The organism is Paenibacillus sp. FSL M8-0212 (assembly GCF_038004645.1).
Taxonomy (GTDB): domain Bacteria; phylum Bacillota; class Bacilli; order Paenibacillales; family Paenibacillaceae; genus Paenibacillus.
Map to the genome: position 1 here is coordinate 341,370 of NZ_JBBORP010000001.1, position 23,494 is coordinate 364,863.

At 49.2% G+C, this 23,494-nt stretch carries 19 protein-coding genes; 8 read left to right on the plus strand and 11 right to left on the minus strand.

What is annotated here, in order from left to right; translation table 11 throughout:
- Positions 1 to 133: 133 nt before the first annotated feature.
- From MKX68_RS01455 to MKX68_RS01465, 3 genes are all read right to left on the minus strand, one after another.
- Complete coding sequence (locus MKX68_RS01455) at positions 134 to 322, minus strand: hypothetical protein (protein WP_017689496.1); 189 nt, start codon at positions 320 to 322, stop codon at positions 134 to 136.
- A gap of 282 nt (positions 323 to 604) precedes the next feature.
- Positions 605 to 1,096 carry a phosphatidylglycerophosphatase A family protein gene (locus tag MKX68_RS01460; protein WP_036609851.1) on the minus strand — a complete coding sequence of 164 codons (492 nt, stop codon included), beginning with the start codon at positions 1,094 to 1,096 and terminating at the stop codon, positions 605 to 607.
- A 295-nt stretch (positions 1,097 to 1,391) separates the two neighbouring features.
- Complete coding sequence (locus MKX68_RS01465) at positions 1,392 to 5,537, minus strand: DNA polymerase III subunit alpha (RefSeq protein WP_340908557.1); 4,146 nt, start codon at positions 5,535 to 5,537, stop codon at positions 1,392 to 1,394.
- A 266-nt stretch (positions 5,538 to 5,803) separates the two neighbouring features.
- Between MKX68_RS01465 and MKX68_RS01470 the strand changes: the two genes are divergently transcribed.
- From MKX68_RS01470 to MKX68_RS01480, 3 genes are all read left to right on the plus strand, one after another.
- Complete coding sequence (locus MKX68_RS01470) at positions 5,804 to 6,133, plus strand: YtrH family sporulation protein (protein WP_026081169.1); 330 nt, start codon at positions 5,804 to 5,806, stop codon at positions 6,131 to 6,133.
- A gap of 21 nt (positions 6,134 to 6,154) precedes the next feature.
- Positions 6,155 to 6,643, plus strand: a complete 489-nt coding sequence (locus MKX68_RS01475) for a hypothetical protein (protein WP_036609856.1) — start codon at positions 6,155 to 6,157, stop codon at positions 6,641 to 6,643.
- Positions 6,644 to 6,736: 93 nt separating this feature from the next.
- Entirely contained in the window at positions 6,737 to 7,078 is a 342-nt protein-coding gene (locus MKX68_RS01480; RefSeq protein WP_017689501.1) for a YtpI family protein, read from the plus strand.
- Positions 7,079 to 7,223: 145 nt separating this feature from the next.
- On the opposite strand, the gene MKX68_RS01485 is transcribed toward MKX68_RS01480, so the two are convergent.
- From MKX68_RS01485 to MKX68_RS01495, 3 genes are all read right to left on the minus strand, one after another.
- On the minus strand, positions 7,224 to 8,558 hold the full coding sequence (locus MKX68_RS01485; RefSeq protein WP_036609860.1) for a DRTGG domain-containing protein: 1,335 nt from the start codon (positions 8,556 to 8,558) through the stop codon (positions 7,224 to 7,226).
- Positions 8,559 to 8,769: 211 nt separating this feature from the next.
- Positions 8,770 to 9,054, minus strand: coding sequence for a hypothetical protein (locus MKX68_RS01490; protein ID WP_085981456.1), 285 nt, complete (start codon positions 9,052 to 9,054; stop codon positions 8,770 to 8,772).
- Positions 9,055 to 9,153: 99 nt separating this feature from the next.
- Complete coding sequence (locus tag MKX68_RS01495; protein WP_036609862.1) at positions 9,154 to 9,501, minus strand: YlbF family regulator; 348 nt, start codon at positions 9,499 to 9,501, stop codon at positions 9,154 to 9,156.
- Between the two features lie 237 nt (positions 9,502 to 9,738).
- Between MKX68_RS01495 and MKX68_RS01500 the strand changes: the two genes are divergently transcribed.
- The 5 genes from MKX68_RS01500 to MKX68_RS01520 are packed head-to-tail and all read left to right on the plus strand — an operon-like array spanning position 9,739 to position 16,101.
- Positions 9,739 to 11,106 (plus strand): YheC/YheD family endospore coat-associated protein, encoded by a 1,368-nt coding sequence (locus tag MKX68_RS01500; RefSeq protein WP_074094376.1) that lies wholly within the window; start codon positions 9,739 to 9,741, stop codon positions 11,104 to 11,106.
- Positions 11,107 to 11,156: 50 nt separating this feature from the next.
- Complete coding sequence (locus tag MKX68_RS01505; protein ID WP_340908562.1) at positions 11,157 to 12,347, plus strand: YheC/YheD family endospore coat-associated protein; 1,191 nt, start codon at positions 11,157 to 11,159, stop codon at positions 12,345 to 12,347.
- A 60-nt stretch (positions 12,348 to 12,407) separates the two neighbouring features.
- A complete protein-coding gene (locus tag MKX68_RS01510; RefSeq protein ID WP_338593327.1) occupies positions 12,408 to 13,781 on the plus strand; it encodes a YheC/YheD family endospore coat-associated protein in 1,374 nt (457 codons plus the stop codon).
- Complete coding sequence (locus tag MKX68_RS01515) at positions 13,781 to 14,887, plus strand: YheC/YheD family endospore coat-associated protein (protein WP_338593324.1); 1,107 nt, start codon at positions 13,781 to 13,783, stop codon at positions 14,885 to 14,887. The genes MKX68_RS01510 and MKX68_RS01515 overlap by 1 nt, the downstream gene beginning before the upstream one ends.
- Positions 14,888 to 14,922: 35 nt before the next feature.
- Positions 14,923 to 16,101: a YheC/YheD family endospore coat-associated protein gene (locus MKX68_RS01520; protein WP_338593321.1), complete on the plus strand. Its 1,179-nt coding sequence runs from the start codon at positions 14,923 to 14,925 to the stop codon at positions 16,099 to 16,101.
- A gap of 67 nt (positions 16,102 to 16,168) precedes the next feature.
- Here the strand turns inward: MKX68_RS01520 and MKX68_RS01525 are convergent, their stop codons facing one another.
- The 5 genes from MKX68_RS01525 to MKX68_RS01545 all read right to left on the minus strand — a co-directional run bounded on the left by MKX68_RS01525 (position 16,169) and on the right by MKX68_RS01545 (position 23,492).
- Complete coding sequence (locus MKX68_RS01525; protein ID WP_340908565.1) at positions 16,169 to 18,091, minus strand: alginate lyase family protein; 1,923 nt, start codon at positions 18,089 to 18,091, stop codon at positions 16,169 to 16,171.
- Positions 18,088 to 18,423: a cupin domain-containing protein gene (locus MKX68_RS01530; RefSeq protein WP_310334030.1), complete on the minus strand. Its 336-nt coding sequence runs from the start codon at positions 18,421 to 18,423 to the stop codon at positions 18,088 to 18,090. The genes MKX68_RS01525 and MKX68_RS01530 overlap by 4 nt, the downstream gene beginning before the upstream one ends.
- A gap of 68 nt (positions 18,424 to 18,491) precedes the next feature.
- Entirely contained in the window at positions 18,492 to 19,889 is a 1,398-nt protein-coding gene (locus MKX68_RS01535) for an ABC transporter substrate-binding protein (protein ID WP_340908568.1), read from the minus strand.
- A 133-nt stretch (positions 19,890 to 20,022) separates the two neighbouring features.
- Positions 20,023 to 21,627, minus strand: coding sequence for a helix-turn-helix domain-containing protein (locus MKX68_RS01540; protein ID WP_340908571.1), 1,605 nt, complete (start codon positions 21,625 to 21,627; stop codon positions 20,023 to 20,025).
- Positions 21,628 to 21,638: 11 nt separating this feature from the next.
- Positions 21,639 to 23,492, minus strand: a complete 1,854-nt coding sequence (locus MKX68_RS01545) for a sensor histidine kinase (protein WP_340908574.1) — start codon at positions 23,490 to 23,492, stop codon at positions 21,639 to 21,641.
- Positions 23,493 to 23,494: the final 2 nt, after the last annotated feature.

Here is a 23,494-nt window from a genome sequence, read left to right on the forward strand (position 1 = left end):
TCCTAACAAAAAAAGAAGGAAGGACAGCAGCATACAATACATGCAAGTCGATTCCTCTCTCCGCTTACGCGATTAGTCCCTTATGTACCGATGGTACTTCTTCATCTGCCAAGGCACGTCGATGTCGAACGAATCAGGAATGCAGAATGGAATTCAGCACTTCCTGAACCTCTTCCAATTCCCCAGAAGGGACGCGAATCTCAAATTGCTGCTTGGATAAACTGATGGGACGGGTCTGTACCAGAAAACCTTCTTCCGAAAGCTTGGTCTTGATCTTGTCCGCAACCTTTGCTGTCGGCGCAATGTAAATCACCGTCCACATGCCTTGTCCGCCCCCTAAGCTAATGTTCAGAGCCCGTATATTGGACTAATGATAACATACCTCACTTTTTTTCTGCAAGAAAGGGTTCGGGACCTTTGGGGAGAATTCGGGATCATGAGGGACGTTTGTCCCCCACGAATAACTCATATGGTTGACGAAATCTTCTTGTTGATACCCATCGATAAGCAGCATCAAGCCTATCAGGGCAGCCTTGGCCGCCCTTGATGACTTCATACGAGCCATTGGAGTGACAACAGCATATAAGCATGGAAATACAGGGGGTTACAGGTCTGAGGGGTATTTTTTGGCTTTAATATTTTTGTGTGCAATCCGGGCAGATGCGGCAGCCGCCACCCCTGCGACCAGATCATCCAAAAAGACATGAATGGCTGTTGTGTGTTCGTTCAAATCATGAATTACACCTATTTTTTCTTTATCCAGATAACCAAAGCTGGTTAAGCCGATCATACCATACACATGAGTAATGCCGAGGGCCAGAGTCTCGTCCACTCCATACAGGGATTCATCCGCTTCCATAATAGCCTGTAACGGTTGGGGCAAGAGTTTTTTCTCCGCAAGTTCGTCGAGAGCAATACCGGTATAGAGCGTATATTGCACCTCTCGTTTCTGTAGAACGGATTTCACGCTGGTTACACAGTCGTCCAAGGTCAGTTCGGGGTGGTACCCTTTTTGCAGACGGTATACAATTGCTGCGATTGCATCAATCCGTACACCCCGCCGGGCCAGCATGGCTTCTACGATTTCATATGACATATCTCGACCTCCCGCATCAATCCCCCGAGGACCGCGAGGTCCTTCGGTGTTCTCAAGTGTATGCAGCAACCTGTTAAAATGTTCATAAAATGTGCGGATGGTTGAGACCAATTACACCATGGACATGTTGCAGGATTGTACATTCAGGCTCCGGCGGCCCTAACAAGTCTGCAATTCGTTTGTTTAAACCCTGTCGTCAGGAAACCGCGCTGAAATAATCACAAAAAACCTGTTCAGCATTGAGCCAAACAGGTTTCATAATATGGATAAGTGCTATCACTTACGGGACAGCCTCTTATTTAATTTTGACCGTGCCTTCACCCAGCATTTTCTCCATCTCGGAGAACAAGGTTGGTGATGGCTTAATCCGGTAGGTATCACTCAGCGCAAGCAACTTCTGCTGCTGCTCATAGAAGAGCACTGTCGCCACAGGTCCGGGATGCTCCTGAAGCAGCTGCTTCAAACGTGCCAGAAGCTCAGGCTTCTCCGCATGCGGGGCAATCTTCACGAACACCCGCTGCTCCACGGCCCGCGGTTCGCGGCTCTGCGCCGGGCTGCCAGCCGCCTCAGCGGCACCGCCAGGCCGGGAAGCCGCCGCCGTGGCTGCGCCCGTACCCGCCGCATCGCTGCGCGTCGCCGCCGAGCCTTGGCTCCCGCTGCTACGCGCACCGGAAGCATCCCCGCCTGCGCTGCTGCGCTGCGCTTCGGCTCCTGCGCCCGCTGGCCGCCGCGGCGAAGCCGCCTGCGCCGGGCGTGAAGAGCTGCCGCTGCCGGGCTTGCCGCGCCGGTCACGGCTGCGCAGCTGCTGCTCCAGTGCCGCCGGTGACAACGGCACCACTTCCTCAGCCAGCAGCTTAAACCCTTCGTCCTGCTGCTGTACTTTGGCACGCACGACGAGCAGTTCACCTTTCCCGACATGTTGCTGGCTACGCCGCCATACCTCGGGAAAGAGAACGACTTCACAGCGTTCGATCTGGTCTTCCAGCTCCATGAACGCCATAGCCTTGCCCTGTTTCGTCGTGATCGACTTCACAGACACAACCATACCCGCGGCGACGGTCATCGTGTCGTCTGCCGCCTCGGTCAGCTCCATGATCCGGTCAGCCCCACTCGATTCCAACACATCTTCATAGTCATCCAGCGGATGCCCGGAGAGATACAAACCTAACAACTCACGCTCTAGCTCCAGTTGCTGCCCTGAGGAATAAGGAGGAATTTCCGGGTATTCAATCTCCCAGTTTGGCGTCTCAACAAAGTCGAACAATTGAATCTGCAGATCCTCGCGTTCCTTGCGCCATTTCAACGCCGCCTCAACAGTTTCATCCAGCATCGCCAGCAATTGGGCCCGGTGACCAGGTAATGTATCAAAAGCTCCGGCCTGGATCAGCGATTCAATCACCCGTTTGTTGCATACACGCAGATCCACACGACGACAAAAATCGAGCAGACTGTCGAACGGTCTCTCCTGCCTTACGATCATAATGCTTTCCATTGCTTGGGTACCGACATTTTTCACAGCGGCAAGACCAAATCGTATTGCACCCGTTAATTTTTCCTTATCTTCATCCGCATTTGCATTAGACACTGCATCGTTTTTCTTCACAGAGGACAGTTCACCTTGCTCCGCGCGCGAAGAAGACGCTTCTTGCCCTTGTTTATTACCATTTTCCATTGAAACAGCCGTCACCAATCCCGGTTCCTTCCGGTTGTCGGATGCCTCAGGCATCGATGTCGCTGCTTGCCACTCATATCCGCCATTGTCCTCTTCCGGTTCAGGACCAGGATCATCCGGCAGAGGTGCTTCACCATATTCGGCTTGTCCCGAATGCCCATCATGCTCATGAACGCGATCTTCCCTGAAGGAACTCCCGTTACCGTTCGCGGCATGTTCTTCGGCCGGGCTTCCAGCGTCACTCTCTGCATCTGCTCCCGCAGTCTGCTGCGATGCATTGCTCTGATCCCCGGCTCCTGCGCTGCCGGACGGCACAAATACAGGTGTAAACAGAATACCGCTCTCATTCACATCCGGCGGAAGCACCTCCATGTCCATACGTCGACATTCCACCACGTACTCTGCCACTTTCCGATGACTGCCCATTACGGCTGTTAACATGGATGCCATAAAATGAACCGGATAATGTGCCTTCAGATAAGCCGTCTGGAATGCAAGCACACCGTATGCCGCGGCATGAGCACGCGGGAAGCCATAGTTGGCAAACTTGACGATCATATCATAGACCAGGTCTGCCTCTTCCTCGCTATACCCTTGTTTCAGACTGCCTTGTACAAAATGTCCGCGCTCCAGATCCAGCACTTCCCGTTTCTTCTTGGAGACCGCTCTGCGGAGCAAATCTGCCTCACCCAGCGAGAAACCCGCCATCCGGGAGGCAATCTGCATGATTTGTTCCTGATACACGATGATCCCGTACGTATCTTTCAGGATAGGCTCCAGATCCACATGGGGGTAATCCACTTCAATCTGTCCATGCTTGCCCTGAATGTATTTGGATATGAACTCCATCGGACCCGGACGGTATAAGGCAAGTACCGAGATTACATCTTCAAAACTACTTGGCTTCATCTCTTTCAGCACACGGCGTACCCCGGCAGATTCCAGTTGGAATATGCCCATCGTGTCCCCTTTCCCAAGCATCTCGTACGTTAACGGATCATCATCGGGAATAAGGCGGAAATCCGGAATTTCTCCATGTTCCCCAATCCAGCGTATACACCGCTCAATGATTGAGAGGGTACGCAAACCAAGAAAGTCCATCTTAAGCAGCCCAATAGACTCCAGGTTTTCCATGGAATACTGGGTTAACGCTGTTCCTTCACTGCCCTCCTGAAGTGGCACCGCATCAGTCAGCGGGTCACGGGAGATGACCACTCCCGCCGCATGTGTTGAAGCATGACGTGGCATACCTTCGACCTTCATCGCCATATCCAGCAGTTCACGCGTTTTGGGTTTGGTTTCATACAGCGTCTTCAGCTCAGGTGTAGCTTCCATGGCTCGCTCGATGTTAATGCCGAGCTGTGCCGGAATCAGCTTTGCAGCCTTGTCCACTTCGCCATAAGGCACATTCAGTGCCCGTCCAACATCACGCACGGCTGCACGGGCAGCCATCGTTCCAAACGTAATAATCTGGGCAACATGGGCTTTGCCATATTTATGCGCGACATAATCAATGACCTCATCCCGCCGCTCATCGCTGAAGTCAATATCTATATCCGGCATGGAGATCCGCTCGGGATTCAGGAATCGTTCGAAGAGCAGATTATATTTCATCGGGTCAACATCGGTAATGTGCAACGTGTACGCTACCAGACTACCTGCCGAGGAGCCCCGGCCCGGTCCAGTAACAATGCCTTGTTTATGCGCATAGGCGATAAAATCCCAAACAATCAGGAAATAATCCGAGAACCCCATGCTGTCGATTACACCGAGTTCATACGCCAGTCGTTGTTCAAGTTCAGCTCGAAGCTCCGCGTCTGTCCAACGTGTGGACTGCTTGTAACGCTCCTCCATTCCTTCTTCGCACAGCTGACGCAGATACGCCGAAGGACTGAGTCCATCGGGAAGCGGTCTGTATTCCGGCAAAATCGATTTGCCGAATTCCAGCTTCAACTCACAGGAATCCGCAATGCGGACGGTGTTCGCCAGAGCTTCCGGTACATGCGGAAACAAACGAGCCATCTCTTCTTCACTTTTCAGATAGAGCTGATTCGTTCCAATTCGGAGCCGATTCTCATCATCCACGGTCTTGCCCGTTCCGATACAGATCAATACATCCTGAAGCTCAGCGTCCTCTTCCGACAGGTAATGCGCATCATTGGTCGCTACAAGCGGAATCTCAAGCTCAGCCGCCAGTTTGATCAACTGCGGATTCACCCTTTTTTGCTCGGAAAGCCCATGATCCTGAAGTTCCAGATAGAAGTCGGCACCAAAGATATGTTTGTAGCGTAACGCCGCACGTCTTGCCTCTTCTTCTCTCCCATGCAGCAGATGCTGTGGTACTTCACCACCCAGACACGCACTTAGACAGATAATGCCTTCGTGATGGGCAGCCAGACTTTCCATATCTACACGGGGTTTGTAATGAAAGCCCTCGAGATGTCCAATCGAGCACAATTTCATCAGATTACGGTAACCCGTCATATTTTTGGCTAACAAAATCAAATGATGAATCGGTTGATCCTTGCGGCTTCCCCGCTCTTTGCGGGACCCTGCTGTCATGTATGCCTCGCAACCTATAATCGGCTTGATGCCTCGCTCCATACATGCTTTATAAAAAGGAATTGCACCATACATCACGCCATGGTCGGTCAGCGCAAGTGTCGTCATTCCGAGATCTGCAGCCTTATTCACGAGATCCGGAATACGCGCAGCGCCGTCCAGCAAACTGTATTCGCTGTGAACGTGCAAATGCACAAAAGAACTCATGTTTTTTTCTTCCTTTCGCCGCAGATAGTCGCAGCATCGATCTTCTGATCCCACTGCTACCCTATCTATCTCATATATATGAATTAAATAAATAAAAAATGGAATCCCCATATTAGAAATTGTAACAACCTCTTAAAAGGAGACTTTATTATTCTATTTTATCATAACGTTCGGGGGCACGCCCATACAATAGAAGTACAAGCCGCTCCCCCTGTGACAGACCGAAGACAGGAGGTGTGCTGCTAGGTCTGAAAGGGGTGTTGCCAGTGAGCACATTTTTGTCCAAAGCCATTCTTGATTTCTTTATTGCGTTTGGAATCGTGCTGGGCGGCGCGATGATCGGAGGTATTGGAGCCGTGATCTCTCTTCAGCCTCCGACACAGACGATGCTCGATATTTCTGGGAAAATAAAGATATGGGCACTCGCAGCCGCTGTCGGCGGCACAATAGACCCCATGCGTGTCATCGAGAGCAATTTCTTAGATGGTAACTTGTCTCCGGCGGTCAAACAAATCCTGTATTTGATCTCTGCTTTTATGGGCGCGCATATGGGAACCGAGCTGGTGAAATGGGTGTGCGGCGGAGGCCGGAGCTAATATGAGACAGGAACAGCGTTCATGAGAGTTCCGCCATTTTCTCGTTACCGCCCGCTGATGCGAATGACCGCTGTGTTTGTTCTGGGAATGATCGCTGGATGTGTCGTCTACAACGGTGTATTTCACCTGAGTTACAATGCGTTGTGGCTGAACAATCAGGAGCTGCAGCTTCAGCTGCATCAGAATGAGGAGGATATCAAAACGCTGAAAAAATACAGTAAACGCCAAACCGTTATCAAGGAAATCAAGGTCCGTGCAGAAGAATCGGATAAGGGGCCAGACGAGGCTTCTCTGAAAGTGATGTTACAGAAGCTCGGAGACGAACTTGAGGTACTTCGGGGCAGAGATGTATTCAACATCGACGAGTATAGCAAAATGACGCGAATCATGCTGAATCAGAAAGTGTACTCGGTCAGGGAAAAGGAGTACACCGTTCAGGTCAAAACGATGCTGGTTATGGAAGGCGTACTGCAAGTTTGGGTACAGATTCGCATGCACGTTCCTGCGTAACACAAGGATAATAGCAAAAAACTGCCCTTGTCTGCATCTCTGCATGGTACAATAAGGGCAGTAAATGCTTTCCAGAAAAGGAGCTGCGTCTTTGTGTTCATTGATGTACTCAAATATGCTCTAATCGCCATCTTTGCTGTTGCCATGGTTTTTGCAGCGTTGAACAGTATTCGTTCACACAGAAGCTCGGATGCTGCCAGCGCCGGTCTGTACCGTTCGTGGACAAATATCTGGATGGGTGGCATGCTTGTTGTTCTTGCCCTGATCCTGATGTTTGTATTCACGGGTTCCACTTTATCTGTAATTGTGGAAGCGCTATTTCTAATTATGGGTGCGTACAATGTATTTGCCGGAATACGTAACCGCAGTTATTATGCGCGACTTCAACAACGGTCCAGTAATGGATCAGGTAAAACCTCCGGACAATCTGCATGATTCGTTGAAGTGTTATCGTTGTGTCTGCAAAAAGAGAGTACTTCCCCTTTATTAAGCGAAGCCAGAACCGCGCGACAGCGCAACCCGGCAGAGCTTCTCGATCAGGGAGTACTCTCTTTGTATATGCCCGAGGCAACGTACCCTGCTAGGCATGGTCAATCGACTGCAATGTCATTACCGCTTTGCATACCACACTGCCTTCACGGGTAACCACAATGTCCATTTTGCACGTTCGACGACTGGTTTCCAGAATTAACGGTCGAACCAGGATCTGATCCTCAATCTGTACCGGTCGAACAAAATAAGTCGTTACATTATCCACCACATGGTCGTTCCCTGTAACATCCCACGCTGCCCGCCGGCCAGCCTGGGTCATCACATTCAACAGAACACCTTCGGAAATCGTACCCAGATCCGTTGCCATCTGGGGAATGATGAATCCGTGAAATAACAATTCGTTCTGTTCACCACGCTCCTCGGCAAACCCGTTCCAGATCAGATGATCAAACGTCTCTCCCAGTTGTGGCTGCTTCTGTGCATCCCGCATCGCCTGAAGCACTTCCTTGCGTGTGACGGACGCAATCAGTTTGCGATTCCGATCCACAATGGGCAGAAAATCGATGCCTTCCCAGGTCATAATCTGGGCAGCAGAAGCAAGAGATGTCTGCAATGAGGCCGTAATCGGGCGGCGTATCACGCATTTCTCAATACTTTGATCTTCTTTCAGCTCACTGACATCCTTCAGACTCACAATCCCGATGACCCGGTTCCATTCATCCACCACCGGGAAGCGATGTTCGCCCGTCTCCGATACCAACATATGAAAATCTGCAGCTGAACTGGTGACTTTCAACACCTGCAAACGAGGTTTCTGACCAATGATATCCTCAACAAGCATAATTTTTTTCTTAATCAGCCGGTCGAAGATCGCACGGTTAATCATCGAAGCCACCGTGAATGTATCATGTCTGGATGAAATAATCGGTAGCCCAAGCTCGTCAGCCATAATTCTTACTTCACGACTTGTCCCAAAACCACCCGTAATCAACACGCCCGCTCCCTGTTCGAGGGCAAGCGAGTGAGCATCTTCACGGTTACCCACAATCAGCAGACTCCCAGCGTCAATATAACGGGCCATTGCCTGTTCTTTCATCGCGCCAATCACATACTTATGCAGCGGTTTGGCAAGACCTTCGTTACCCCCCAGCACATGACCCTCCACAATGGTCACAACATCAGCAAAGGTCAACTGTTCCGACATGCCCCGAGGTCTCTTCTCGATCCGCACCGTTCCAATTCGTTCCTTGGTCACGACCAGCCCGAAGTTCTCCGCCTCTTTCACCGCACGATACGCTGTCCCTTCACTTACACCCAGCTCCCGCGCAAGTCCACGTACTGATATTTTACTGCCAACCTTCAGTTGTTCAATATGTTGAAGTAACTGTTCATGCTTCGTGACGTTCTCTTCCTGTCCGTCCAACTGTACCACCCCCGAAGATGCATCTGTACTATACTGTATCTATTATAACACGGCTTTAGGAAAATAACCCCACCTCTACCCCATTCTCATAGGCAAGTTCGCCATCTAAATTTAATCATCCGATTAACCTCTAATTCGGTATGTACCAAAAAAGACCGCACCCCTTGTGTCAAGGGATTCCGGTCTTCCATGTTGGATCTCATACTGTACCTTATACAGATTCGCTCCGCTCCTGCTTGTCCAGCAGTTTCATCTCCCACTGCCGCAGCTTCGCCCGGCGAACGGCTTCCAGTGCACGCTTCTTCTCTTCATCCACACCGAGAATAAAATGCAGATGTGCACCAACGATTAATAAGGAGAACAGCACCCATACGATGCCAAAAATATTAACCCAGTCCATTCCTCCAGCAAAGGAAATCCGCGGCAGTGCAATGACCAGCATCGACAACGCAATAAGCAGATAGATCACATGTTTTGCTTTTTTCAACCTCTTCACCATTCACAGCTCCTTCGTTCTTGATCGACTCTATATGTCTAGTCTATGAACGATAAGAAGCTATTATGAAAGGTTCAGGTAAAAAAACAAGACAAGCGTTTACGCTTCAGCGCCACCGTAGAGATGACCCAGGCTGTCAGCAATAATTTTATTCACGTCTTCAATGATGACACTGAGGCGACGCTCCGCATCAAACAAACGACGGATGTTCAGATTCAAGCTCAGTACTTCAAACAGTTTCTCCATTTTCTCCATCTCATCCGGAGCTGGCATATCCCCGCTCATCATACGTTGTTGCAATTCCATTTGTTGATCACGGAAGTTATCCAGCATTGCTTTTGCATCTGGATCAGCTTCAATCAGCTTCATTGCGGAAGTAATCTCTTCCACCTCGCTGCTTTCTCTCAGTGCTTTGGCCAAATCATTGGCTTTGTCATAAATGTTCACTATTATTCCTCCTCAGATTGGTTTGTTCATCCGTGTTAATACACGCTTTTCTCTCCTGTCAAACAAGGGCGATCTGAAACAGGCCATCGATAACCTGCCTCGAAATCAAATGCATTTAATCCATATGGGTCAATCACCAAGGGTTATATGTCCTCATATGATGAAGCACATGCCATGTTCAGATGCCGTTCAACTTCGAGATCAGACATCAAGTTGCCGCCCGGAAGGAGATCCGTGATGTCCACTAAAAAAGTAACGATTCAGGTTACCGGCTCGGGCATCCTGCAGGACGACGTCATCATGCTGGGCGAAGGGGTGCTTAAGGCGCTTAAAATCCCTTCAGGAAGGCCGCTTCAGCTGCAATTTGGCTCTTTCCGCCGCGAAGTCACTGTTATTCCGGTACCAAGGTATGACGGGCTGCGCATCAATCAGACAGTTGCCAGCAAGACCGGTCTCGTTCCACGTTCGGTCCTGAGGGTATCCTATCGTTCAGCCAGCCGTACGCTTCGCCTTGGACCCTACATCAGTGTACTGGTTAGCCAGGATTATCCCGATCAGCCCGATCGGCCCTTTGGCTCCATCACGATGTTCTGTCAAGAACTGGTGAACGCCTGCCGTAAGCAAGGCGCCTATGTATCCTTTTTCACACCGGAGGATATTGGAGCGGTAACGGGTTATATGAAAGGCTGGGTGTATGATGACGGCTGGAAAAAGACTGTTCTGCCTGTAGCAGACGTCGTCAATAACCGGCTAACGTCCCGCAAGCTTGAGAACAAACCTAGCGTACAGCATTTTATGAAAGAAGTAAAATCGCTCTACGGCACGCAAACCTTCAATGAAAAGTTTCTGGACAAAAATGAAGTGTTTGACGCACTCAAGTCCATTTCAACGCTTAAACGAGTTCTTCCCGAGTCTCATTTGCTCAAGACGTCCGCCATGCTCAAGACGATGTGCAACCGACATCCGGTTGTATTTCTGAAGCCCGTACGCGGTTCTTTGGGTAAAGGGATCATCCGGGTCTCACGTCAGACTGACGGAAGCTTCCTGACTCTGGCGACTGGTGTCGGGGGTACCCGGAAACAAACGTATACTTCTCTGGATAAACTGTATGCCAGTATGTCGGGGAAAATGAAAACAACGCGTTATCAGATCCAACAAGGGCTGACTCTCATTGACAACAGTGGCAGACCCGTGGATTTCCGTGCGCTCGTGCAAAAGAACCGTACGGGTAAATGGAGTGTAACCTCCATCGTCGCCCGGATAGCGGGTGGGAGTCACTACGTATCCAATCTGGCACGGGGTGGAAGTCTCAGCACCGTCAAGGATGCTGTTGCCAAAACTCAGTTGTCTGGATCAGCCAAAGCTTCCGCGTATGCAGGATTGCACACCGCAGCACTGGATATCGCAAAAGGGATCGAGAGTGCCATCCCTGCTCATTTTGGTGAACTTGGTATTGATCTGGCTCTGGACACCACTGGGCGCGTATGGCTGCTCGAAGTCAACTCCAAACCATCCAAGAATGATAATACACCACTGAGTGAGAGCAAGATCCGTCCTTCCGTCAAAGCCATGCTTGAATACTCTACGTACCTGGCGGGTTTTTGAAAAGTTATTCCCTATTGGAAACAAATCTGATAGAGGAGAGGTGCAGCGTAATGTTTCCATCATCTCAGACCAAGACACTGGCCATTCTGGTACGTGCAACCGAAGGCTCACCTCCCTTTACAGATGAACTTTTCTGCCGTCGTCTCAGTTTGGGGAGCATGCGATACGCCCTTCAGATTATTGTGATCCCGATATCGAATGATGCAGTCCATCTCCCTCTTCAACGGGGATATGTCTATCATCAAGGGAAGTGGAATTCGGTACCTGTTCCTGCAGTCGACCTCATTATGGATCGTTGTCTTCGCCCTATCTCCAGGTACGTCAGACAACAGCTTAAGGAATGGATACCAACCAACGGCACAGATCAACACCGTTATTGGTCTGCTTCCCTTCCAGGAAAATGGGAGGTACATCGTGTGTTGTCCCGAAATCCTGAATTGAGATCTCAACTTGCTCCCACAACCCGGATAGGATCGCATATTCCTTGGCAAACATGGCTGGACCGTTGGCCCAAAGGACTGTTCTTCAAACCGGTATCCGGGACTCATGGCAAAAATACCTTTCGCCTGTCTCGGGGAGCGACTCCATCAACATGGATCGTGGAGGGGCGTAACGAGGACAATGAACCCTTTTTTCTTACATTCAACCATACCCAGGCTGTATCTTCCTGGCTAGCATTACATCAGGCTGAGCGTAAGATGATCGTGCAGCCATATCTGGAGCTTAGCCATCATGGAAGAGCATTCGACATACGGGCTCTAATGCAAAAGAATGGGCAAGGTCGCTGGACACTTACCGGATGTATGGTACGGGAAGGACCCAAAGGTTCACTCACGTCCAATCTTCACGGTGGGGGTAAAGCATATCCTGCCCACGCATATCTGCTCCAGCGATATGGAACGACACGCACAGAAACTCTGCTGAAGAGCATCCGGCAGACTGCTACTCTTATCCCCACCCTGCTGGAGAGCCGTTTCGGCAGGTTAGCCGAATTGGGGCTTGATTTCGGAGCAGATGCAGAGGGCCAACTCTGGCTAATTGAAGTCAACTCCAAACCAGGCCGCACCTCATTCGCAGAAGCGGGCGACCGACGCATGCATACCCTGACTTATACCCGGCCGCTTGCCTATGCCCGTTATCTGTTGCAACAACATGTTCTCACGGACGTCTTTCGTCCAATGAAATTGCCGAATACATCCAGCAAAGCTGGCCTGAAACCCATCCCGATTCACGGCGGCTGAGGCCCGCAGCGCCCGCTTGCCATGGAGCCCAAGGATCTTTTCAGGATAGGAGGATAAATCATGAGTTTGACCTTTTGCAATCTGCATTTCACCAAGCAACCGGATAAAGTGGTTTATGTATCCAACGCTTTAATGAAGAGCCTCAACCTGTCCGGCAAAAAAACGGTGCACCTTCGCTTCGGGCGTGACCGGGTACCTGCAACGATCAAACCAATCAAAAAAGCAGGTAAACATCTGTATCTCGCTTCAGGTATCCGTAATATGATGAACGTTCCCAAACGGGGCAGCATTTATCTCCGGAATTTGCAAAATGATGAGGTCCAGCTAGGTCCACTGATCGGCGTACTCTCTGATGGGCCTGCGACGAGCACGAATCCATTCGGTTCCCGTACTGGTTTCATCAAACAGTTACTCCGTGAAGGCAGCCGAAAATCTTATATTTATGCCTTTACTCCCCGGGATATCAATTGGCAGAATGAGACGGTATCCGGTTTTTTTCTGAATGAAAACGGAAGCTTCACCCGTAGAACGGTACCTCTACCCGATGTTGTCTACAACCGGTTACCAAGTCGTCGTTCAGACTTCTCACCAGCCATCAACCAGCTGCGGGAACGATTTGTTCGCCGAAAAATTCCGTTTTTCAACTGGAGCTTCTTCAACAAATCGGATATCTATACGTTGCTGGAGAACGAGCCGGCAGCAGGACGGTATATCCCGGAATCCATTACCAATCCGTCCGTTGAACAGATGAAGGAAATGTTGGAACGCCATCAGTTCGTTTACTATAAGCCTACTGCAGGAAGTCTGGGGAACGGGATCTACCGCCTGACTTATTCGCCGAAACGCGGATATTTCGCACGTTATCGCAAAAAAGGCGGTAATGCACTCCTGCGTTTTGGTTCCTTCAACAGTCTGATGCGCATGCTTCAGGGTAGACATGGCAAACAGCTACGCGGATATGTAGTTCAGCAGGGAATACGTTTAATTGAGATTGATGAATGTCCAATTGATTTCCGTTTTCACATGCACAAAAACGGTAACAATCAATGGGTTGTTGTCGGGATTGGAGCCAAAAAGGCAGGACGTGGCAGCGTCACAACACACATCAAAAATGGCGGCTCCCTAATGACTCCTGAGCAGGCGCTCAGTCGCAACTTCGGCGATCGTGCGGGAGAAGTTCTTCAGCAGGCCAAATCCGTCGCTATTACACTGGCCCAGGCGATTGAAACCCAGCACCAGCATCTGATTGGTGAGATTGGCTTTGATCTGGGCATTGATCAGGAGGAACATGTATGGATGTTCGAAGCGAACGCCAAACCCGGGCGCTCCATTTTCCGTCACCCTTCACTCCGGGTGGAGGGCAAATCGTCGGTGGAGCACATCTTGGAACACTGCCTGTATTTGAGCAAGTTCCGGAAGAAGGAAGAGATTTGATGACCCTCCATGATGATTTTAAACCTGTCATTGCTGTTTTGACCATGCATGATAAACAGCGCATGTTCAGGGGAAATCATCAAAATTTTCAGGATATCTTACAGACAGGCGAGAGCATGGGATACGTGGTGTACATTGTAACTGTACGGGATCTGAACGTGAGTGGTCCCACCGTGAAAGGATATACGTACAACAAGGGGAGTGGAAAGTGGGTTTCACAACCTTTCCCCCTTCCCCATGTTCTGTACAATCGTATTCCCAACCGGGAAGACGAAGGAAAACCTTCCGTTCAGCGCAAAATTGACGAATGCATGCAATCAGGAATCGAACTGTATAACCCATTCTTTTTTAACAAATGGGATCTGTTCGAATGGCTTAAGAAGTCCAAATCGACTCAGCAACTGATCCCTTACACTCGGCGGATGCGAAGTGCTTCTTCTCTGGGTGCCGTTTTACGGGCGTATCCCTATCTGTACCTTAAGCCCGAGAGCGGCAAAGCTGGCAAAGGAATCATGATGCTTAAATTCCAGGAAAAAGAACGGCTTCCTTATCGACTCAAAATACAAACCACACGTAGAAGCACGACCTATAAAGCAGCTACACTTGCCAAGTTATGGGCACGAATTCGCAAAGAAACCGGACATACGCCCTATATCATGCAACAAGGCATTGAACTGGCATCCTCTCGTAAACGCCCCTTCGATTTGCGTGTTCTTGTACAAAAGAACACCAAGGGCCAATGGAGCGTAACGGGTGTAGGAGCGAGACTTGCTGGCTCCCGCAGCATTACAACTCATGTGCCACGCGGCGGGAGCGTAGAAGACCCTGAGAAGCTGCTGACCGATCTTTTTGGCGAAGAAATGTCTACAACCCTTATGAAACGTGTGAAATCTACTTCATTAATGATCGCAAGACAGGTAGAACGGGGATCAGGTTACACGCTCGGAGAAATGTCCATGGATCTGGGCATTGATGACCTGGGGGAACTCTGGTTCTTCGAAGCCAATGCAAAGCCCATGAAGTTTGATGAACCACAGATCAGACGGCGGTCATTGGAACGTATATTTCACTACAGCGCTTATCTTGCCCGTCAGTCCAAACGATGATAGACAGGAATACTGCAAAAAGAAGGTGATTGTTTGTGTCCTCACCTGTTCTGGGCATTATGACGTTGTACTTAAATGAACATCGCGCTCTTGAAGAACGAAGCGTTTATCGCAGAATGATTCTTGAAGGGCGCAAGCGGGGACTCGATATCTATGTATTCACACCAGCCGACGTACACCCCGGCGGCAAACAAATTGAAGCCATGGTTTTTCATGAGGGAAAAGGCTGGTCCAGGGAGTGGCGATCATTCCCGGACCTGATCTTTGATCGTTGCCGGATTCAGCGTAACCGAAGGTTCCAGCAATTGCTTGCCTTTCGTGAGAAATATGGGCATCTGCTCTTTCTGAACAGGCCACTGCGCAATAAATGGACCATCCACCAGACCCTTTTACAAAAAGCTAACTTTCGTGAACACCTGCCGGAAACCGCTCTATTTCAGGATATGTCCGATGTAAACCGGATGCTCAAAGTTTCTTCTCTGGTCTATCTCAAACCCATTAATGGAACAGGCGGACGTGGTATACTGCGCATTGAACGCAGCAGTAGCGAAGCGAATACGGTGCTTGTTCAGGGGCGGGATCAGAAGCGTCGTATCATCACTCCACGTAAAGTTCATTTATCACGACTTGGCGCGTTGCTCCAGCACTGGAACATGAAAGACAAGTATCTTGTACAAAAGGGCATTCAACTTCAGCTTCCGAATGGACGTGTGCATGATTATCGCATGCTCGTTCAGAAAAACGGTGAAGGACAATGGGAGCTTACTGGATGTGCTGGACGCATGGGTGCAGAAAAAAGCGTGACCTCCAATCTGCATGGCGGCGGTCAGGCAATAGCGATGAACCGACTCATGAAGCAATGGATCGAAGATGACGACCTCCGGGCAGAAATCAACACAACTGCAGAAACGTTTGGCATTGATGTTGCTTCGTTTCTGGAAGATACGTATGGGGACCTATGTGAGCTGGCACTGGATTTGGCGATTGACAGAAGCGGACGTATCTACCTGCTTGAAGTTAATCCCAAACCTGCGCGTGAAGTATTCGCTCGCATCGGGGAGCGGGATATCTATTATAAAGCCATCACTCAACCGCTGGAGTACGCCTTATGGGTATATCGCAATAAACCTCCCGGAATGTCCAAAAAGTCAGCCATTCCCAAGCCCGTTTCGCAAAAATCCGCCAGAGTAAAAAGAAAAAGGAAAGTCAAGTGAATGGATTAGAAAAAGCAGGAGTCTATGTTCGCCAAGTGCGAGCATCTGCTCCTGCTTCACTGTTTTTTTATTTCTGTTCTTTCGTCCATTGCAGCGTGTCGTTGTCAATCACAATATACCCTTTTTCCTCACCTTGCACATAAGATAATGTCAATCTCATCAGGTCAGGTTCTAGTTGGCATGTGGTAATACGTGTAACCTGGTCTGTGTGATCCGCGGGCAGGCACAACGTCAGAATTCCCACTTTGCCCGAGAAATCAGCCTTGCCCTGGATGACCGATGTTTCCGACTTGGAACCATACACCTCAGATACCCAGCCGGGCTGCTCCGTCAACTCGAATGCTCCCTTCCCAATGCCTGCCGTAACCCATTGCATCGTAAGCGTTATGGAAGATGCCTCATAGCTCATATCCGCCGTCATTTCTCCAGCTTCATTCATTCCCGGTGTAATATCCGCTTGCGGATGAAGGTGAAAACGTTGCTCCAGCGTATGCTCTGCATCTGCCTCCAGCCAATCTACAATTAATAATATAGGAATTTCGGCCCCTGCCAGCATCCACCGACGATGTGTAACTGGATCTGGCAAATGCGTATATCCATCCTGTGAAGCATCAATGAAGTGATAGCTGTCATTGCTCTCCCAACGTAGCACTGTGGCCTGAGCCTCCGGCTCACCCCATTGCTGTGTGGAGAGATAAGGTGTCTGATCCAGACCATCCACCGTGACGGTATTGTGCGCCCGTGTACTTTTGAAATACCTCCGCCATTCCCCTTCTTCATACGTGTAACGTCCGGTGTCCGTGAAGAAAAGCTGGTTCTTCCACATCCACTCCACATTCAGCGCATCCGCATGTCCGTGTGCTCCGCCCATGGCAGCTGCATCAAAAAAAAGATATTGATACTTGTCCCTCATGACATAATATCCTGTCTGCGGAAAAGCACGGCTCGACAAAGCCGGAGAAGAAGAAGTCTGTAGTCTGAGGCATCGCTCATATTTCTCCACACCCAGCAACCAGAGACACTCTGAGCTATCCGTTCCGCGAGCCATCAATTCATCATCATCCAGGATCGCGCCAAGCAGGGTCAGTCGTTGTCGTCCATCACCAACCCAATCCGAATCACCAATACCGGTAGACTGATGATCTGGTCGGATCAGCGCCTCAGTAAATGCAGCCATTTGGCGCAGACAGCGGGCATACCATGCCGAGAAAGGATGCCCTGAAATCTCGCCCAACCGATAAGGCGTGCCAAACATCTCGATGCTGGCATTGTGGTAATGTGTTGTCAGTTCAACCTGTATCCCTTCTTCACCCAACTGATGCAGCAAACAAAGCTCAAGACGTTCCATCGCCACTTGACGCCAGTATGCACTTCGCGGGTGCTGGTGGTAGAACGTAGCAATCATGAACAAGCCTTGCATGTGCATAATGGCATGATTGATTTCCGTGCTGCCGAGGTAACGGGTCAAAAACTCGGCGTGCTCGTCCAGACCTTGACGAAACTCCGCCTGAAAACCTTCGTCCAGCAGCGGACTCGCTTCCATATATTTATATGCCGATATCCAGGACTGCACGCGTAGTCCCGTCTCCAGCAGGCGCCATGGACCGGGTTTTTGAAAGAACACGGCCTCGTCGTAAACCACATTTACAGGTACAGGGTTCTGTTGCCTCCAACTGCGAAAATGGTCAATGAATGCTGTTACATATAGCGGATTGCCCTTCATCAGATATGCCTTTCCCAGATCGAGCATATGCCAGTGTCGATTGATGCCCCATGTGAACTCCAGATCATCGGTTGGATTGTGAAGCCAGTCCACGGGTGTCCCCATCGGAATCCAGCGATTCAGATCGTTGGTATAAGGAACGATAAATTCATTCAGGATGGCACGATTGGCAATCGTGAGCGAATTTCGGGCTTCTTCCGGAAAATGTTTTTCATAATATTGGGCAGCCCGTTGCAGATCCGTTGCCGAAAGGTAAAAATCGCTCATTGGGACGCCTCAAGAAAATCTTGACGGAACGGGGTAAACACATCCAGAATGACGGAGTCCTCCAGTGCCTTGACCCCATGCGGGACATTAAAACCGGCATAAAAGCTGTCCCCTGCTTTTAAGATGCGAATTTCTTCACCGACCTGTACCTCAAAGCTGCCTTTGACGATATAGCTGACCTGCTCGTGCGCATCATGGGAGTGAACTTCTCCAATACCACCTTTAGCAAAGGTGACCTCCACCATCATTAATGTACCGCCCATACCCAAGATCTTCCGGGAACTCGTTTCGTTCACGATATGTGCATCGATCGACGCATGATTAATAATCATTTTGCTTTTCCCCTTTCCTTGTGAATAAGCGACCGAAGTGATTAAACCACGGCCGCTATGAACGTTTATTAGTCTTCTGTGGACAATTTACCCTGAAGTTTGGAAGAATCAAACGATGGATCAGCAGTTATATTGGTCAGCCCTGCTGCTTTGGTTTTGTCCAGAGCTGCATTGTATCTCGTATCCAGATCCTTGATTACACTATCGAGATCACCACCCGTGAATACATAGATGGAGAATGCATCGCTCCATTTATTTCCTTCCAGTGAACTCTCAGTCACCACACTTGGATTTGCCGGGAAAATGGCATCATAACGTTTGGGCAGGAAACCTTCAATGCCCGGAATGCTTGGTTTTTTACCAGAGCTTAGTACAGCAGGAATCAGTGAAATCCCGTATCCCTTTTCATAATACTCACTCTGAAGATCCGTGCTGTACACATACGCCATAAACTTCCATGCCGCTTCCTTGTTGGCAGAATCTGCATTGATGCCGATGTAGGAGCCCCCGATGACTTGCGAAGCGCCCTTGATCGTTCCATCATTAGTTGGTACAGGAGCGGCTGCCCAATTTTCTTTGGTAGGAAACTGGTCTTTATATACACCTGGTTCACCAGAGTGATTAATGTACATTCCGATTTTACCTTGAGCAAACTGGGCTCTGAGCGGATCGATGTCCAGACTTTCAACCCCTGGCAGCATGCTGCCATCCTGATTCATCTGACGAAGTGCCATTGCGATATCCTTGTACATCCCAAAATCAAATTGGCCTGTCTTGTAGTTGTAACCATCAATACCAACATTATTGCTTGCACCTGCAATCGTGTTGGCTGCTCTCCAGAAACCGCTGCTGCTCTTGAACGGGCTGGCAAAACCGTAGATTCCTTCACTTTTACCAACTTCGGTAATTTTTTTGGCATCCGCAACCATCTCAGCCAACGTTTTTGGCGGACTCTCGATCCCTGCCTTTTTGAAAATATCCTTGTTATACACAAGCCGCCAGACCTGCCCTGTATTGGGGAGGGAATATATTTTTCCATCAATCGTGTTTTTATTTTCAATCAAGCTGTCTTTAAACACGGCCTTCATCTCATCACTCATGTATCCATCGATCGGGGCGAGATACCCCTTCTGATAATACGTCTGAAAATCGTTAACTTGCAGCACATCGGGTGCCTGCTTGCTGGCAAAAGCAATATCGACCGCCTGTGGATAGTTGTCCCCCATCACGGTCATCTCCACTTCAATGTTGTCCTTGTTCGTCTGGTTGAACTCATCGATCTTGGATTTCATAAAATCAGCATCATGGCGGTCCGGTGTCCAATATATGATTTTGGTTTTCCCTCCGGCATTCTCCCCGCTGGTCCCCGATTCGCTATTTGCCGAAGTACCACTGTCAGCAGAACAACCTGCCAAACTTAACGCCAGCAATGCACTCAGCGTAGTCACCATCCACTTTTTAACCATTGATATGCCCCCTTATGCTTGTCTGGACAACCCGTTTGGTTATCCGTTAACGTAATGATAATCGCTACGCTTTCATGGAGGTGAGGGACATTCTGACTTTGCATGGTGGGAAAAATGACGATCCGTATCGGTTTCAATTCTCATACATTTGCCGGAAGCAGGTTGGTGTCATGCCGCAATATTTCTTGAACAAACCGCTGAAATACGGCCTGTCCTCATAACCCAGCCTCTGGCAGATCTCTTGCACCTGTACACCTGCAACCAGCAACTCTTTTGCCTTTTCCATCCTCATCTTAGTAATATATTGAATCGGCGTTATGCCCGTTTCCTTTTTGAAGGCATTGGCAAAGTAACTCGGACTTAAATGCACGGATTGGGCACAGGCATGCAGCGTCAGATTTTCTGCAAGATTCAGACTGATATATTCCTGTGCTTTGCTAATCGCCTGTTTGACATCAGTGAGTCGTTTTTTGTCCATAATCTCGCAACCCATACTGCTAAAATGTTTGATATATCCCCTCCAGCCCTCAAACGTCAAGGAACGCATCGCCTCAAGCACTGTCAGGTCGGCCTCAAGACGCAATCGTTCCTCTGCTGTAATCTCATCACAAAAGGCACGGTAGATGGCAAAAGCCAGTCCTGACAGCAAACGAATCATCGTGAGCGGCTCGGGAAAACCTTCGGAAACCTGCCATTCTTCGAGAATTTCATCAATGATGCGGTGACAGGTGCTCTCATTACCACATTTCAGTGCGTAAAAAAGCTCTTTCTCCTTCTCCAAAGGATATACCGGAGCCACACAGGCCTGATTCTCCAGTTCAGCATACTGGAGGATGCAATTTCCTTCACTGTAAAAACGATAGGATATCGCCTGATCTGCATGTGCATAGGACGTCCAGATCTCCTGTGGTCTGCGGGCAATCGTACCAACACCAATCGAGACTGTTTTTTTGCTGAACCGCTCCACATTTTGGCGGCATTGCTCCAGTATCTCGGAGACATCTATGTGGCTTGGTGTGTTAAATATGGCTGCAAGCCGGTATCGGTTTTCCCGTAAAACAACGCCCTTGGTATAGAGGTTCAAGGTTTCTCCCACAATATTTTGGACCGCAAAAGGAACGATTTCGGCATCCAGATGCATCGTGTATCCATATCGCGTATAACCATCCACCTCGATGACCATGACGAGAAGATTGGATGAATCGAGATCAATGTGCAGCTCGTTCCAGCGACTTTCATTCAGGAAGCCCCCGATTTCATGACGCAACAAGCCCAGGAGATAGCTGTGACGCTCGTACTGGCTGCTGCTCTCCACCTTCTGCTCCAACTGTTCCAACTGTTTGCACTGTGCCTGCTCTTCCTTAATCACCTGTCTTACCTTCAACACCGCACCGAGTATTTCTTCAGGGGTAAACGGTTTGAGCAAATAGTCGGATGCCCCCAGCTTGATGGCCTCCTGTGCATAATGAAAATCCGAATAACCACTGATAAAAATAAATTTGGCCCGCAGTCCGGCATCCAATGACCGCTTCATTAGCTCCAGCCCGCTCAGCTTGGGCATCCTGATATCACTGATCACGATGTCGGGTTGCTGCTCCAGCAACAAGGACCAACCGCGCTCTCCATTGCTCGCCGTGCCTACAATCCGAACCTGATGATCTTCCCACGGAATAGTTGAAGATATGCCCTTTACAACCGCCTGGATATCATCCATAACACACATCGTCAATTGGCCCATACTGCCCCTCCTCAGGTGATCGGAATCGTGATAACAACCGTTGTTCCCACATCTGTACTGCTATGAAACACAATTGTGGCCACATCCCCATAGTGCAGGCTTAATCTGCCATGGAGATTGGATAGGGCATAACCCTTGCGTCCCCCGTCAGGAACATCCTCAGCATAGATACTGGCTACATCCATACCACATCCATTGTCAGCCACCTCCAGCCGTAGTGTGTCACCCTGACGATCAATGCGGATCAGGATAACGCCCAAATCTTCTTTGTCATTGAATCCATGCAGGATGGAATTCTCGACCAAGGGCTGAAGCAATATTTTTAAAATATCAACAGCGTAACAAGAGGGGTCCCCCACCTCAATCCGATAAACGAACAGATCCTCGTAACATTTTTGCTGAAGCTGCATGTATTGTTCGACATGTTTGATCTCCTGCTCCACACTGGTAATGTCTTTGCCATCATTCAGTCCCAGACGGAATAATAAGGATAAGGAGACGATCATCTCACTTACATCCTTCTTCTCTCCACTTTCACTTTTCCAGAACATCGTATTGAGCGTATTGTAGAGGAAATGAGGATCAACCTGCGCCTGAAGCGCCTTGACCTCAAACCGCCGTTTGTCTTGCTCCGTTGTCCGTACTTCTTCAAACAGAATCTGAATCTGGTCCAACATCCGATTGAAACGATGCCCTACAGCGCTGACTTCATCGTCATACTTGCTGCGAAACCGTACATCCAGATCATTGGACTCCACCTCAACCATCAGGCGTCGCAGTTTGTTCAGTGGCTTCAGCAGAGCGGAGGCCACCAGACTGGACAACCCGAGTGCGAGTAAAATGCAAAACAACATGATCAGGATGATCAGCCAGCGTATCTTTTGTAGGGGAGACAACAAGTCAGCCTTGGACTGTACACTTACCATGACCCAATCCTCGTTCATCGACAATGCCGAATAGTTAACAAGCATGTCCTCCCCCTGATCGTTTCTGTAGGTGAAATCCCCAGCATCGTCACGGCTAAACTGTTGGGTGAAGTCAGGCTCCATAATGAAATCGTAATTTCGGGACTTGGGCCGAATGACTTCATTTCCGTTTTTGTGCAGCAAAAACAGTTGAATCTGGTTATTCATGAGATCCTGCGTCAGAATGTCCCGCATCGCCTCTTCCTTCATATTGACGACCATATATACATTCGAATAGGTATGATTATCGATCACAATGGGTTTGAGCAACAGAGATAACACATTTCCTCGGGATTGAAATAACTGACTCTGATGTGAACCAAACCACATCGTATTCCAGCCTTGCAGTTTCACATAGCGTCCGTATTCCCTGTCGAACGAGTGATTGCGATTCGGAAAATCTTTGGTCGAGAAAAAATCACCGATAGGTGTTTTCAGATATGCGGTATCAATCAGTGGCTCTACGAGCTTCAATTGAGCAAACGATGTTTGCAGCAGCGAGAGATTCTGATAATAATGAGATGTGTTATTTTTCCCCACGTCCTTCATGACCTGGGTGAACGTTTCATTGAGCATAAAAGAAAAAGAGGATACAACAATATGCCTTAGATGTTCATCCATAACCTGCACTGATTTGTTCAGAATGCTTTGTTTCAGTTCAAGTGCATTCTGCTCAATGCTTCGTGCAGCAAAGAGATAAGAGCATATCCCGGTCACACTGATGCATAAGACAACGAGAAAAATGTACAGCAGCTGTATTCTTTTTTTCAGGGACATTTTATAAAAGTCGAATATCATCGGCGCTCGCTCCTTGAACACGGCTTGGCCCGTCCGCTGTGAATTAAAATGAGTATAGCACAGTGGAATTACCCGTAAAACCGTTTCCATGATTGTGCTCACGC

Excerpts from the sequence above, each read along its gene's own strand:
- MKX68_RS01455 (WP_017689496.1), bottom strand. The coding sequence starts at position 322 with ATGTGGACGGTGATTTACATTGCGCCGACAGCAAAGGTTGCGGACAAG.
- MKX68_RS01460 (WP_036609851.1), bottom strand. The coding sequence starts at position 1,096 with ATGTCATATGAAATCGTAGAAGCCATGCTGGCCCGGCGGGGTGTACGG.
- MKX68_RS01465 (WP_340908557.1), bottom strand. The coding sequence starts at position 5,537 with ATGAGTTCTTTTGTGCATTTGCACGTTCACAGCGAATACAGTTTGCTG.
- MKX68_RS01475 (WP_036609856.1), top strand. The coding sequence starts at position 6,155 with ATGAGAGTTCCGCCATTTTCTCGTTACCGCCCGCTGATGCGAATGACC.
- MKX68_RS01500 (WP_074094376.1), top strand. The coding sequence starts at position 9,739 with ATGTCCACTAAAAAAGTAACGATTCAGGTTACCGGCTCGGGCATCCTG.
- MKX68_RS01505 (WP_340908562.1), top strand. The coding sequence starts at position 11,157 with ATGTTTCCATCATCTCAGACCAAGACACTGGCCATTCTGGTACGTGCA.
- MKX68_RS01510 (WP_338593327.1), top strand. The coding sequence starts at position 12,408 with ATGAGTTTGACCTTTTGCAATCTGCATTTCACCAAGCAACCGGATAAA.
- MKX68_RS01515 (WP_338593324.1), top strand. The coding sequence starts at position 13,781 with ATGACCCTCCATGATGATTTTAAACCTGTCATTGCTGTTTTGACCATG.
- MKX68_RS01525 (WP_340908565.1), bottom strand. The coding sequence starts at position 18,091 with ATGAGCGATTTTTACCTTTCGGCAACGGATCTGCAACGGGCTGCCCAA.
- MKX68_RS01530 (WP_310334030.1), bottom strand. The coding sequence starts at position 18,423 with ATGATTATTAATCATGCGTCGATCGATGCACATATCGTGAACGAAACG.
- MKX68_RS01535 (WP_340908568.1), bottom strand. The coding sequence starts at position 19,889 with ATGGTTAAAAAGTGGATGGTGACTACGCTGAGTGCATTGCTGGCGTTA.
- MKX68_RS01540 (WP_340908571.1), bottom strand. The coding sequence starts at position 21,627 with ATGGGCCAATTGACGATGTGTGTTATGGATGATATCCAGGCGGTTGTA.